The 13,619-nt window shown below is 37.7% G+C and carries 11 protein-coding genes; 9 read left to right on the top strand and 2 right to left on the bottom strand.

The features are described 5' to 3' along the window. Nucleotides 1–13: 13 nt before the first annotated feature. Nucleotides 14–1,546, bottom strand: a complete 1,533-nt coding sequence (purH, locus tag BM201_RS00135) for a bifunctional phosphoribosylaminoimidazolecarboxamide formyltransferase/IMP cyclohydrolase (protein WP_092539386.1) — start codon at nt 1,544–1,546, stop codon at nt 14–16. Nucleotides 1,547–1,692: 146 nt separating this feature from the next. On the opposite strand from purH, the gene BM201_RS00130 reads away from it, so the two are divergent. Beyond that, nucleotides 1,693–2,946 carry an ABC transporter permease gene (locus tag BM201_RS00130; protein ID WP_092539385.1) on the top strand — a complete coding sequence of 418 codons (1,254 nt, stop codon included), beginning with the start codon at nt 1,693–1,695 and terminating at the stop codon, nt 2,944–2,946. A 184-nt stretch (nt 2,947–3,130) separates the two neighbouring features. Here BM201_RS00130 and BM201_RS00125 read toward each other — a convergent pair whose 3' ends face one another. After that, nucleotides 3,131–3,592 carry a GAF domain-containing protein gene (locus tag BM201_RS00125; RefSeq protein WP_084842567.1) on the bottom strand — a complete coding sequence of 154 codons (462 nt, stop codon included), beginning with the start codon at nt 3,590–3,592 and terminating at the stop codon, nt 3,131–3,133. A gap of 82 nt (nt 3,593–3,674) precedes the next feature. Between BM201_RS00125 and xrtF the strand changes: the two genes are divergently transcribed. The 8 genes from xrtF to BM201_RS00085 all read left to right on the top strand — a co-directional run bounded on the left by xrtF (nt 3,675) and on the right by BM201_RS00085 (nt 13,582). Then, nucleotides 3,675–4,235: an exosortase family protein XrtF gene (xrtF, locus tag BM201_RS00120; protein ID WP_092539384.1), complete on the top strand. Its 561-nt coding sequence runs from the start codon at nt 3,675–3,677 to the stop codon at nt 4,233–4,235. After that, nucleotides 4,219–4,671, top strand: coding sequence for an exosortase F system-associated membrane protein (locus BM201_RS00115; RefSeq protein ID WP_092539383.1), 453 nt, complete (start codon nt 4,219–4,221; stop codon nt 4,669–4,671). The genes xrtF and BM201_RS00115 overlap by 17 nt, the downstream gene beginning before the upstream one ends. 139 nt (nt 4,672–4,810) lie before the next feature. Next, complete coding sequence (locus BM201_RS00110; protein ID WP_092539382.1) at nt 4,811–5,224, top strand: HYC_CC_PP family protein; 414 nt, start codon at nt 4,811–4,813, stop codon at nt 5,222–5,224. Between the two features lie 115 nt (nt 5,225–5,339). Continuing rightward, nucleotides 5,340–9,074 (top strand): efflux RND transporter permease subunit, encoded by a 3,735-nt coding sequence (locus BM201_RS00105; RefSeq protein WP_092539381.1) that lies wholly within the window; start codon nt 5,340–5,342, stop codon nt 9,072–9,074. Nucleotides 9,075–9,238: 164 nt separating this feature from the next. Further along, nucleotides 9,239–10,474, top strand: coding sequence for a TolC family protein (locus BM201_RS00100; protein WP_317039134.1), 1,236 nt, complete (start codon nt 9,239–9,241; stop codon nt 10,472–10,474). 121 nt (nt 10,475–10,595) lie between these two features. Further along, nucleotides 10,596–12,287, top strand: a complete 1,692-nt coding sequence (locus BM201_RS00095) for an efflux RND transporter periplasmic adaptor subunit (protein WP_092539379.1) — start codon at nt 10,596–10,598, stop codon at nt 12,285–12,287. A gap of 17 nt (nt 12,288–12,304) precedes the next feature. Further along, nucleotides 12,305–12,994: a PepSY domain-containing protein gene (locus BM201_RS00090; protein WP_092539378.1), complete on the top strand. Its 690-nt coding sequence runs from the start codon at nt 12,305–12,307 to the stop codon at nt 12,992–12,994. Between the two features lie 21 nt (nt 12,995–13,015). Then, nucleotides 13,016–13,582: a DUF3347 domain-containing protein gene (locus BM201_RS00085; RefSeq protein ID WP_092539377.1), complete on the top strand. Its 567-nt coding sequence runs from the start codon at nt 13,016–13,018 to the stop codon at nt 13,580–13,582. The last annotated feature ends 37 nt before the right edge of the window (nt 13,583–13,619 follow it).

Genomic DNA, 13,619 nt, shown 5'->3' with positions numbered 1-13,619 from the left:
AAAAAGTATTCTATTAATGTTTAAAATGGCGGGTTCCTGTCATTACCATTGCAATATCATTTTCATTACAATAATCGATACTTAATTGATCTTTGATAGAACCACCTGGTTGGATCACTGCTGTAATTCCAGCATTTCCGGCAATTTCTACGCAATCTGGGAATGGGAAAAAGGCATCACTTGCCATTACCGCTCCTTTAAGATCGAAATTAAAAGAACCTGCTTTTTCAATACTTTGTCTTAGAGCGTCTACACGTGAGGTTTGTCCCGTTCCGCTAGAGCAAAGTTGTTTGTTTTTTGCCAGAACAATGGTGTTAGATTTTGTATGCTTACAAATTTTTGAAGCAAACAAAAGATCTTCGATTTCCTGTTCTGTAGGTTTATTATTTGTTGCGTAGGATAGATCGTCTAAAACATCTGTTTTATTGTCTTTATCCTGAACTAAAACTCCGTTTAAGCAGGTGCGAACCTGATTTTCTGGAAGTTCTGTTTCTTTTTGAATTAAAATAATTCGGTTTTTCTTTCCTTTTAAAATTTCTAAAGCCTTTTTAGAAAAAGAAGGAGCAATTACTACTTCACAAAATAAAGAATGAATTTCTTCAGCAGTAGCTTTATCAATTTCAGTATTAGCAATTAAAATTCCGCCGAAAGCAGAAACTGGATCGCCGGCCAAAGCATCTACATAAGCTTGCTTAATTGTATCACGTTGTGCAAGACCACAAGCATTATTATGTTTTAGAATGGCAAATGTTGGCGCTTCTCCTTTAAACTCGTTCATAAGAACTACCGCAGCATCAACATCTAAAAGGTTGTTGTAAGATAGTTCTTTTCCGTGGAGCTTATCAAACATTGCATCAAAATCTCCAAAAAATGTTCCTTTTTGATGTGGATTTTCACCATATCGCAAAGATTTTCCTTCCTGCATACTTTGTTTAAAAGCAGGAATTTCTTCTGAAGTATTAAAGTAGTTAAAAATAGCAGTGTCGTAATGCGAAGAGATATTAAATGATTTTGCCGCGAAATTTTTACGTTGTGCTAAGCTGGTTTCACCATTTCCTTCATTCAAAATGTCCAAAAATTCAGCATAATCGTTAACAGAAGAAACACAAAGTACATCTTTAAAGTTCTTTGCAGCAGCGCGAATAAGAGAAATCCCACCTATATCAATTTTCTCGATAATATCCTGCTCAGAAGCTCCAGAAGCTACTGTTTTTTCGAAAGGATAAAGATCTACAATTACGATGTCTATTTGTGGAATCTCGTATTGAGCAATTTCTTTAACGTCATTTTCGTTATCCTGGCGGTTTAATATGCCTCCAAAAACTTTTGGGTGTAAGGTTTTTACACGACCACCTAAAATAGAAGGGTAAGAAGTAACGTCTTCTACAGGAACAACATCGATCCCTAGATCTTTAATAAATTTCTCTGTTCCTCCGGTAGAATAAATTGTGATTCCCAGATCGTTAAGCTTTTCAACGATGGGAGCCAAACCATCTTTACTAAAAACTGAAATTAATGCAGATTTGGCTTGTTTTAAATTGCTCATTATGTTGTGTTTGTTAAAGAGGCAAAAGTAAGTATTTAAGGCAAAAACTTAAAAGTGTTTTTGCTTATTTATAAATAAATTTTGTAACGAATATTCAAGCTATGCGTCATATAAATAATTCTGTTTAAAAAAGCAGCCATTTTATTATGCTTATATTTCTAAGAGTACTTGGTGAGAGCTTTAATTTTGCGATTAATGCTTTAAAAAATAACCTGTTGCGTACATTTCTCTCGTTGCTTGGAGTAACGATAGGAATTTTCTCTATTATCGGTGTACTTGCTGCTGTAGATTCATTAAAGAACGAAATTTCTGGATCTTTAAGTAGTCTGGATAATAGTACGACCATCGTGATGCGTTTTAATTTTGGACCTACAGATATCCCACGGTGGAAATGGCAACAATTTCCAGATGTTACTTACGACGAATATCAGTTTTTAAAACGAAACCTGCCAGATGCCAAAGCAGTTACTTTTACTCAAAACGTTCCTGCTGAAACTATAAAATATCAGGATGCCAGTAGCCTTGGTGTGTCAGTGCAGTCGGTAGGAAGTGAGTATTACGATATTGAAGCGATAAATATTGAAGAAGGTCGATTTTTTAACGAATCTGAGGCTGCCAGTGGTTCGCCTGTAATCGTAATGGGAAGTGAAATTGCTGAAAATCTCTTTGGAAACATAGATCCTATTGGTAAACAGGTTCGTTTATACGGAAGAAAATTTACGGTAATTGGCTTGCTGAAGAAAGAAGGTTCCTCGATGTTTGGGCCTAGTAAAGACAGTCAGGTTTTTGTGCCGGTAAATGTTACCAGAAGGATTTATGGGGAAAATAATAGAAGCATTTTTCCTCAAATAATGATAAAACCTGAAGCCGATGTCGATAATGCCGAATTCCTTGCGGTTTTAGAGCAACGTCTTAGAACTTTCCGCGGAATAAAACCCGGTGAGGTAAGTACCTTTTTTGTTAATCAATTACAAGGATTTACAGAAATGATCGATAATATTACAGGAACGCTAAATATGATCGGACTCGTAATAAGCGGATTTTCATTATTAGTTGGTGGTTTTGGGATTGCCAATATCATGTTTGTAAGTGTAAAAGAACGTACTAACCTAATCGGAATTCAGAAATCACTTGGGGCAAAAAATAAGTTCATTCTTTTCCAATTTTTATTTGAAGCAATCATTCTGGCCATCATTGGCGGTGCAGCAGGATTGTTCTTTGTTTGGATCACCACGATCATAGTTTCTAATTTCACGGGAGATTTTGAATTTATTCTTTCCTTCGGAAATATTCTTTTGGGAACAACAGTTTCAGCATTAATCGGCTTGATCTCGGGGATAATCCCGGCGATTTCAGCATCAAGACTAGATCCTGTTGAAGCTATTAGAACCGGAATGTAAAATTTAGACCGCTACTTTAGAGAATAGATTCTAGAGTTTAGACAAGATCATTTTTTACTTTGAAAAATAAAAACCTCACAATTTCGATAAAATCAGGATTGTGAGGTTTTATCTTTGTGGGAACTATTTTCACTGTCTGCCGTCAACGGCGACTTAAACTTTTTACTGCAAACTGCCTACTGAATTACTGCTCCAGGATCTCGGCAACTTTTTCGTTCACAAATTCTAAGAACAATTCGTCTTCTTTAGAAAATGGATCTGGCGTATGAGAATCGATATCGATCTGGCCAATGTTTTCACCATTTACAAATAATGGCACTACAATTTCAGCTTTAACATGAATGCTACATGCGATATAATTGTTCTGTGCTTTTACATCTGGCACCACAAAATTCTCGTTAGAAACAGCAACCTGCCCGCAAATTCCTTTTCCGAAGGGAATAATTTCGTGATCGGTTGGTTCACCGGCAAAAGAGCGAAGTTTTAATTCCTCTTTATCACCATTTTTAAAATAAAACCCAACCCAGTTATAATAAGGAATGTTTTCCATCAATAACTCACAAACCTGTGTTAATCGATGATCTACAGATAATTCTTTGGTGTTTAGAATGTCTTCAACCTGTGGTCTTAATTTGTCAAATGGCATAATTTCTAATTTTTAAGCAAAAGTATTTAAAATCTAAGTGCTGTTACAGCCATTTGTCTAAATTTGTTGAAACTCATTACAATTGCTTCAGCTTTTTAAAAAATATAGCGTTGTTATTCGGTTTATTGCCGTTTTCCTCGGAAGTTATTTTCTGCTTTCTGTGTTGTATAATTCCTATTTAATTTATTCTGAAGCTCAAACTGAATTTTACCCCGATTTTTTCACCAATATCGTTAGCAGGCAAAGTGCAGTGGTCATGGAATTTCTGGGATACTCGACAAAACTTGAAGCTCACGAAACTGAAAGAGCCATAAAGGTTTTTATTGAAGATGCTTTTCTAGTCCGCGTGGTAGAAGGCTGTAACAGTATAAGTGTGATTATTCTTTTTGTCTCTTTTATCCTGTCTTTCTTTGCGAAAAAAAGAACCACGATTTTTTACATTTTGGGTGGGAGTGTACTTATTTATGCCATGAATTTAATTAGAATCGCTTTGCTTACCATTGGGATTTACGAATATCCGCAATATGCGAGTTTGATGCACGAAATTATTTTTCCGCTAATTATCTACGGCACCGTTATTATTTTATGGATTTCCTGGGTGCGGGTCTATGCAAATTTAGAAAAGAATGAAGGCGAGGTATAGAATCATTTTTATCGGGATCTTAGTGATCGTGCTGGCGGCCATTCGGTTTTACGAAAGCAGTCTTTTCTACGATCCGTTAATTCGTTTTTTTAAATCTTCAGATTACCTGCGTGATAAGATTCCAGAGTTTAAGCCGGGATTATTGATTCTGAATACATTTTTTAGATATACTCTAAACAGTCTCATTTCCGTAGGGATCATCGCGATAGCATTTGTAGATCGCAATATTGTAAAGTTTTCAGCCGTTTTATTTCTATTGCTTTTTGGGATTGCCGGGAGCGTTTTTACCTATTTAGTTTTTACTATTGAAAACGAACATTTTCTCGCCCTGTTTTATGTTCGTCGTTTTTTAATTCATCCAGTGTTCATTTTGGTGCTTTTACCCGCTTTTTATTATTACCGAATGCACAACCGAAGAAGAAAGAACTTAAATTGAAAGAATTTCCCTAAATTTTGAAATTCTAAGCTCCTTTATTCTATTATTTTTGCTGAGTGAATAGCTATTTAGCTTGTTCTAAGCTAGTTTACAGATTATTTTGTTGTAAATTATCGATTATCGACTACTTTTGTAATAAATGAAAAAGGTTTTTGCTAAAATATTCGCTTCCACTTTAGCCGTTTTAGTGCTTTTTTCTACCTTATCTTTTACGGTAGATCAGCATTTCTGCGGAAATTTCCTTGTGGATAGCGCCATTTTTACAAAAGCAAAGACCTGCGGAATGGAAATGAATTCAGCAACTTCAGCTGAAGCTTCCATTACAAAAGAACCCTGCTGTACCAATAAGAAAGTAGAAGTTAAAGGTCAGGACGAACTGAAGCAGAACTTCAATAATCTCGATTTTCAGCAGCAATTATTTATCACTGGTTTTGTCTATTTTTACCTTCAGGTTTTCGAGGTTTCAGAGCCAGATTTTATTCCTTTTAAAGATTATTCCCCGCCAAAACTGGTCTGCGATATACAGTTGCAGGATCAGGTGTTCCTTATTTGATCTAAACATATTTCAATGTCGAAGCTTAATCAAGTTTCGATGATTTTGCTATGCCTTTTTTTAGGTTAGGCTCAAAGCTGAAATTATGTGTTTTTAAGATCAAATATTTCTTTTTATGCTGAATAAAAGCATTAAATTTTTAATAGAAAACAAACTGGTTGCCGTAATCCTACTTGTGGTTTTGGTAGGATGGGGAGTGGTAAATGCGCCTTTTAATTGGGATACAGGATGGTTGCCACGCGATCCGGTGGCGGTAGATGCGATTCCCGATATTGGTGAAAATCAGCAGATAGTTTTTACAAAGTGGGAAGGTCGTTCGCCGCAAGATATCGAAGATCAAATCACCTATCCACTTACCACTTCGTTACTGGGAATTCCCGGGGTGAAAACTATCCGGAGTTCTTCGATGTTTGGTTTCTCCAGTATCTATATCATTTTTGAAGAGGATATTGAATTCTATTGGAGTCGAAGCCGAATCCTGGAAAAATTAAACTCATTACCAGGCGGATTGCTGCCCGATGGCGTAAATCCATCTTTAGGGCCAGATGCTACGGCTTTAGGTCAAATTTACTGGTATACTTTAGAAGGTCGCGATAAAGATGGGAATGTAACCGGTGGCTGGGATCTTCAGGAATTACGAAGTATCCAGGATTTTTACGTGAAATACGCTCTTTCTGGTGCCGGTGGCGTTTCAGAAGTTGCTTCGATTGGCGGTTATGTTCAGGAATATCAAATCGATGTAAACCCTGAAAAGATGCGCCAGTATAATGTTAGTTTGCAAGATGTCGTTAAAGCGGTAAAAGAAAGTAATCGTGAGATTGGAGCGCAAACTTTAGAGATCAATCAGGCAGAATATTTAGTGCGTGGTCTTGGCTACGTAAAATCTATTGAAGACATCGAAAAAGCCGTTGTTTCTTCCAAAGATTTTGCGGCACTAAAAGTTAGCGATGTAGCAAAAGTTTCGTTAGGCCCTGCAGCCAGACGCGGCATCTTAGATAAAGAAGGCGCTGAGGTTGTAGGCGGAGTGGTGGTTGCTCGTGATGGCGCTAACCCAATGGAGGTGATCAATAATGTGAAAGATAAAATTGCTTCTATAAGTGGTGGTTTGCCTTCTAAAGAACTATCCGATGGCACCACTTCACAACTTACGATCGTACCTTTTTATGATCGATCTGAACTGATTCATGAGACTTTAGGAACTTTAAACGAAGCACTGAGTTTAGAGATTTTGATCACCGTTTTTGTGATAGTGATCATGGTGTTTAATCTTCGAGCCTCTATTCTTATTTCAGGATTGCTTCCTGTCGCGGTGTTAATGGTATTTATCGGGATGAAATTCTTTAATGTCGATGCTAATATTGTGGCACTTTCAGGAATTGCGATTGCTATTGGGACGATGGTCGATGTTGGGGTGATCCTTTCAGAAAATATTATTCGGCATTTAGATGAAAACGAAGCAGATTTACCAACAAACACGGTGGTTTATAATGCAACGGCTGAGGTTTCTGGTGCAATTATCACAGCAGTATTAACAACGATAATTAGTTTTATTCCGGTGTTTACGATGGTAGGTGCTGAAGGGAAATTATTCCGCCCGCTGGCTTTCACAAAAACCATGGCGCTTACCGCTTCGATCATTGTTGCACTATTTTTAATTCCGCCATTTGCGGCAAGTATTTTCAGAAAAAGAACACTTCGGAAAAATTTCAATTTAGCTATTCAGGGAATATTGATATTGGCCGGAATTGCAATGATTTTTTACGGATTCTGGATAGGCTTAGTGTTGATAGGTTTAGGAGTAGCCGGAATTTTAAAGGCGCAAGAAATCACTTCAGAAAATCAACATAACTGGCTTGTGGTTGGCATTATTGCGACCGCTATTGTATTTATGCTGGCTGTTTTTTGGAGACCACTTGGTTTAGATACTTCGATCATTTGGAATGTGATCATGGTGGCGATCATTTGTTTTGGTTTATTGTTCGTTTTCAATCTTTTCAAAAGCAATTATACCCGAATCTTACATTGGGCATTAGCAAATAAGATTTTATTCCTTGTTTTTCCACTGGCCATCATCATTGCAGGATTCTCGATTATGCGAAACACGGGCGAAGAATTTATGCCTTCGCTTAATGAAGGTTCATTTTTGCTGATGCCAACCTCGATGCCTCATGCAGGAGTTGCTGAAAATAAGAGAATCTTACAGCAATTGGATATGGCGGTGGCCAGTATTCCTGAAGTTGAAACGGTGGTGGGAAAAGCAGGTAGAACCGAGTCGGCTTTAGATCCTGCACCGCTCAGTATGTACGAAAATATCATTCAGTATAAATCTGAATATATGCTGAACGAGAACGGGAAACGTCAACGTTACAAGGTTGATAACGATGGTTTTTTTATACTGAAAAATAAAAAGCTCGCTATCGATGGAAGTGCACGTTTTACTGAAAATGAGATCCCATATTCGATAAATTCAAGCTATAAAATTAGTAGAGAACAATTAATTCCAGATGATGATGGCGAGTACTTTAGAAATTGGCGACCTGCGATAAGCTCACCAGATGATATTTGGAATGAAATTTCAGCAGCTACAAAATTACCTGGAATCACCTCTGCGCCAAAACTGCAACCTATCGAAACACGGTTGGTGATGTTACAAACCGGGATGCGTGCGCCTATGGGGATAAAAGTAAGCGGACAGGATTTAAAACAAATTGAAGCTTTTGGGATGAAGCTCGAAGAAATCCTAAAACAAGCTGAAGGCGTAAAAGATGAAGCCGTTTTTGCTGATCGAATCGTAGGGAAACCCTATTTGCTAATGGATATTAAACGCGATCGATTAGCCAGATATGGAATTTCAGTAAGTGATGTTCAGGAAGTTTTGGAAGTTGCCGTTGGCGGAAAAATGTTAAGTCAGACGGTTGAAGGTCGAGAGCGATATTCGGTTAGAGTAAGATATCCAAGAGAGCTTCGCGATTCACCAGAGGATCTTAAAGATATTTATGTTCCGGTAGAAAACGGTACGCCTGTTCCTTTAAATGAGCTGGTGGAAATTCGTTATGAACAAGGGCCGCAGGTAATAAAAAGTGAAGACACTTTTTTAATTGGTTATGTGCTTTTTGATAAAATGGATGGTTTTGCTGAAGTTGATGTGGTTGAAAATGCACAGCGAACTATTCAGCATAAAATAGATTCAGGTGAATTAGAAGTTCCGCAGGGCATTAATTATGAATTTACTGGGAATTACGAAAATCAGGTTCGTGCTGCGAAGACTTTATCGATCGTGGTTCCACTGGCGCTGCTCATCATTTTTATGATTCTGTATTTTCAGTTTAAATCGGTTACCACATCCTTTATTGTGTTCACCGGGATTGCGGTAGCTTTTGGAGGAGGATTTATAATGATCTGGCTTTACGGGCAGGATTGGTTTTTAAATTTCAGCCTGTTTGGTGAAAATCTTCGAGATCTATTCCAAATGCATACCATCAATTTAAGTGTTGCGGTTTGGGTTGGATTTATTGCACTTTTCGGGATTGCGACAGATGATGGTGTGGTGATGGCGACATATCTAACACAAACTTTCGGTAAAAATGAACCCGATACGATAAAAGCCATTCGAGCTTCTGTGGTTGAAGCTGGTGAAAAAAGAATCAGACCCTGTTTAATGACCACGGCAACGACCATTTTGGCATTGTTGCCGGTGCTAACAAGTACGGGACGTGGAAGCGATATTATGATCCCAATGGCGATACCAAGTTTCGGTGGAATGTTAATCGCTTTGATCACACTTTTTGTGGTGCCGGTATTGTTTTGTTGGAAGAAGGAGTTGAAGTTGAGAAAAGTAATGAGAAGTTAGAATTGAGACCGCTTCGCTGTTAGAAAATAGAAGATAGACAGGGAAATGACGACAGGTTTGAGATACGTTTTTATGATTGGAATAGGAAACAAAACTTTAAATGAAAAATTAAAACAAGCTAATCGCTGAAAGCTGTCAGCTAAGAGCAAAATAAATTGTAAACCGTGAACTGTAAACTAATAATAAAGAAAACATATAAAATATTACCAATTTGGGTGATGTTATTTTCTTTTGCTACGAATGCTCAGCAACTGGAAAACTACATTTTAGAAGCGCAGGATAATAGTCCGGCGATCGATGCTTTGCTAGCGAAATATGATATTTCTAAAGAGCAGATCAATGCGGTAAACACGTTGCCGAATACCGAATTTGCTGCAGGTTATTTTGTGAGTGAACCCGAAACCAGAACCGGGCCGCAGCAAGCCAAATTCTCCGTGAAGCAAATGTTTCCTTGGTTTGGGACGATTTCAGCGAGGCAAAATTATGCCAGCGCATTAGCTGAAGAAGATAATATTGAGGTCGATATCGCTTTGCGCAAGTTAAGATTATCGGTTTCTAAGAGCTATTTTCAGTTGTATGAAATTCAGGAAAAAATTAAAGTAATTCAGGGAAATATTGAGTTATTGAAAATTTATGAAGAACTGGCGCTAAACGGAGTAGAAGTAGGGAAAGCCAGCGCTGTGGATGTGCTTCAGCTGCAAATGCGTCAAAATAAGTTGAGAGATCAGCAGGTAAATCTGGAAAGTCAATTAAATGCCGGAAAAGTGGCTTTTAATCGATTGCTGAATAGAGAAAATAATGCTTTAGTTGAGCTTGTGGATACGCTGGAGTTGCCTTCAGAAGAAATAAATATTTCAGAAATAAAAGTTCATCCAGAATTATCCAAATTTGATGAAAGTCTGGAGAGTGTTGATTTTGCCGAAGCCATAAATCAAAAAGAATCGGCTCCGAAATTTGGTTTAGGTGTAGATTATATTAATGTTGGGACGCGTACCGATATGGCAATTCCCGATAATGGGAAAGATATTGTGATGCCAAAGGTATCGCTTTCGATTCCGATTTTTAATAATAAATACTCTTCGGTTTCTGCACAGAATGAATTGCGGAAAAAGCAAATTTCAGCAAATAAAAGTCAGCGTTTAAATGAACTGGAAAGTAGTTTGTTTAATGCAATTGAAATGCGGAATTCAGCTCGCAATTCTGTAGAAATTCAACTTCGTAATATTGGGTTGACAAAAGATGCGGAAGATATTTTGATGCGCAGTTACGAAAGTGAAAGTTTAGATTTTAGAGATGTGCTGGATATTCAGGCAATGCAATTAGATTATCAAATGAGATTGGCCGAAGCGCTAAGTAATTATTTTCAGCAAACGGCGATGATTCAGTATTTGGTGGAATAGTAGGGAGTAGTTAGAATTGAGTATTTAGCAGATAGAAAAGAGAATATAGAGAATAGAAAATAGATTTGATTTTTTTAAGCTAATGGCTGAAAGCTGATAGCTAAAAGCTACAAAAACGATTATGAAAAAAACAATTATATACACAGGTTTGGCTTTGATCATTGGCCTTTTTGTTGGCTATTTGGTTTTTAGCGGAAGTGACAATCAAACCGAAGAGACGCATGCTGAACACGATGCTGCAGAAGATACGATGTGGACATGTTCTATGCATCCACAGATCATGCAGACTGAACCTGGCGATTGCCCTATTTGCGGCATGGAGTTGATCCCGGCAGATCAAAGTGATGCAACTATTGCAGGTTTTACGATGACAGAGAATGCGATGAAACTCGCGAATATTCAAACAAGCATTGTTGGAACTTCTAATACCGATAAATCAATTAATCTTTCTGGAACTTTAGAAGCGAATGAAGAATTAAATGCGGTGCAATCCTCTTATTTCGCAGGGAGAATTGAACAGCTTTTTATCAATACCACAGGTGAGCAGGTTAAGATTGGTCAAATTCTGGCAACAATTTATTCACCTGAACTGGTTGCTGCGCAGCAGGAACTGTTAACGGCTTTGAAACTAAAAGAATCTCAGCCTAAATTGTACCAGGCGGTGAGAAACAAGCTTAAAAATTGGAAATTGAGTGATTCGCAGATCAATGCCATCGAAGAAAGCGGAAAAGTAAATGAGAATTTTCCTGTTTTTGCTTCAAATTCGGGTACGGTGACTGAAAAAATGGTAAACGAAGGTGATTATGTAAATCGTGGAGAAGCTTTGTATAAAGTCGCAAATCTTACCAAAGTATGGGCGGTTTTCGATGCTTACGAGCAGCAATTGTCTAATTTAAAAGAAGGTCAAAAACTTCAAATCTCGGTCAATGCTTTTGCAGATGAAAGTTTTAGCGGAACTATTGATTTTATAGATCCTATTTTAGATAATTCTGCCAGAACTACAGAGGTTCGCGTGGTTTTAGATAATCGAGACGGAAAATTAAAACCGGGAATGTTTGTGCAGGCTGAGGTTGAGTTAGAAGCTACGGAAGCTTCGCAAATAAGTATCCCAAAATCTGCGGTGATGTGGACGGGAGAACGATCTGTGGTGTATTTAAAAACAGATCCCAATACACCGCAATTTGAAATGAAAGAAGTGAAATTAGGCAGTGAAATTGGCGATTCTTACCAAATTTTAGAAGGTTTGGCAGAAGGTGATGAGGTTGTTACAAACGGGACTTTTACGGTAGATGCTGCGGCACAACTTCAGGGGAAAAAATCGATGATGAGTCGGAATGCGGTTGATAATAACAATGAATCTATGACGATGGAAATGAGTTTGCCAAAAACTTTCCAGTCGGCACTTCAACCGGTAATTCAGGATTATTTACAGTTGAAAGATGATCTTGTGGATAGCGATGCCACTTCAGCAATGCAGGCGGCGAAAAAAGCTTCAGCAAAAATCAAAAATATTAAGACTGCGGAATTGAATAAAATGCTGATAGCTCATTTTAAAGTGATTCAGGATAAATTTAAAGCGATAAGTGCTGCAGAAGATATAGAGACACAACGAGAGAATTTTATTGCGCTTTCACAAAATATGATCGCGTTGGTATCGAATTTCGATGAAATTGAGGAGATTTATATTCAGCGTTGCCCAATGGCGAACAACAACAAAGGTGCAACCTGGCTAAGTAGAAATAAAGAAATTAGAAATCCATATTTTGGAGAGCAGATGATGACTTGTGGTGAAACTTTAGAAACGCTAAATTAAACCTGGAAGAAAACAGCATGATAAAACGTAAAACAGCTTTAAAAATTAGGAAAACGCACCGATATTTGGGTCTTTTTATAGGAATTCAGTTTATCATGTGGACGCTGGGTGGTTTATATTTTAGCTGGACAGATCTGGATGAAATTCATGGGGATCATTTTAAAAAAGAATATCAGGAAACCGCATTTTCTGAGCTTTTAAATCCGATTGATCTGGTGCCTTCGGTTTCTTCAGTAGAAATAAAAGAGATTGCAGGCGCGCCTTATTATTGGGTGAATAGCGAGCAATTATTTCATGCAAGATCGGGTGAAAAGATTCAGCATATTTCAGAAGAAATGGCTGTAGCGATTGCAAATAGCAGAATAAAAGATGAGCTTAAGATCAAGAAGGTGAAGTTGATAACGAAGACCGGGAAACATCACGAATATCGAGGAGGAGAGTTACCGGCTTATGTAGTTTCTTACAAAAATCCAGAGAATCTAAAAGCTTATATTTCTGCAACAAATGGAAGTTTTAAAACAGTAAGACATCGCGATTGGCGTTGGTTCGATTTTTTATGGATGGCGCACACAATGGATTACGAAGGCAGGGATGATTTTAACAACTGGGTTTTGCGAATATTTTCAGTATTAGGCCTGGTCACCGTTTTGAGCGGTTTTGTACTTTGGTATGTAAGTTCACCAACAATTAGAAAAATAAACAAGTAAACAATTAAATAACAAGCAATTATGAAACGTATACACAGAAATCTATTTTTTATCGCTCTTTCAGCAGGGATCGTTAGTTTTACCAGCTGTAAGGAAAACAAGGAAACTTCTACTGAAACCTCTGCTGAAACTTCGCATGAAGAAATGGAGATGTCTCACGACGAAGAGATGGGCGAAGAGTCTGCTATGGAAATGAGTGAGGCCGAATTTGATGATGAAAAAGTTGCAGCGAATTACGAAGCGTATTTAGATTTGAAAGACGCTCTAGTAGCTACAGATGCTGAAGCAGCCCAAACAGCAGCTAAAAAACTATCTGAAAATACAGAAGCTGAGATTATGGAAGTAGCGAATAAAATTGCAGAAGCTTCAGATATCGAAGCGCAGCGTAAGGCATTTTCAGAATTAACAGCTATGATGGAGCCTGTTTTAGAAAATGCGATTGCCTCTGGAGCGATCTACAAGCAATTTTGCCCAATGGCTTTCGAAGGTAAGGGCGATTACTGGTTTGCAAGTTCAGAAGAAATTAATAATCCTTATTTTGGGGATAAAATGTTGCATTGCGGTAGAGTAGAAAAAACTATTCAGTAAAAGAATTTAGTCTCTCGCTATGTTTTTGTAGCGAGAG

The sequence above is a fragment of the Zunongwangia mangrovi genome (assembly GCF_900112105.1).
GTDB lineage: Bacteria > Bacteroidota > Bacteroidia > Flavobacteriales > Flavobacteriaceae > Zunongwangia > Zunongwangia mangrovi.
This window is presented reverse-complemented; position numbering and strand designations above follow the sequence as displayed.

What these genes read in the sequence shown, in the direction of transcription:
- purH (WP_092539386.1), bottom strand. Translation starts at nt 1,546, where the DNA reads ATGAGCAATTTAAAACAAGCCAAATCTGCATTAATTTCAGTTTTTAGT.
- BM201_RS00130 (WP_092539385.1), top strand. Translation starts at nt 1,693, where the DNA reads ATGCTTATATTTCTAAGAGTACTTGGTGAGAGCTTTAATTTTGCGATT.
- BM201_RS00085 (WP_092539377.1), top strand. Translation starts at nt 13,016, where the DNA reads ATGAAACGTATACACAGAAATCTATTTTTTATCGCTCTTTCAGCAGGG.
- BM201_RS00115 (WP_092539383.1), top strand. Translation starts at nt 4,219, where the DNA reads ATGAAGGCGAGGTATAGAATCATTTTTATCGGGATCTTAGTGATCGTG.
- BM201_RS00095 (WP_092539379.1), top strand. Translation starts at nt 10,596, where the DNA reads ATGAAAAAAACAATTATATACACAGGTTTGGCTTTGATCATTGGCCTT.
- BM201_RS00110 (WP_092539382.1), top strand. Translation starts at nt 4,811, where the DNA reads ATGAAAAAGGTTTTTGCTAAAATATTCGCTTCCACTTTAGCCGTTTTA.
- BM201_RS00105 (WP_092539381.1), top strand. Translation starts at nt 5,340, where the DNA reads ATGCTGAATAAAAGCATTAAATTTTTAATAGAAAACAAACTGGTTGCC.
- BM201_RS00090 (WP_092539378.1), top strand. Translation starts at nt 12,305, where the DNA reads ATGATAAAACGTAAAACAGCTTTAAAAATTAGGAAAACGCACCGATAT.
- BM201_RS00125 (WP_084842567.1), bottom strand. Translation starts at nt 3,592, where the DNA reads ATGCCATTTGACAAATTAAGACCACAGGTTGAAGACATTCTAAACACC.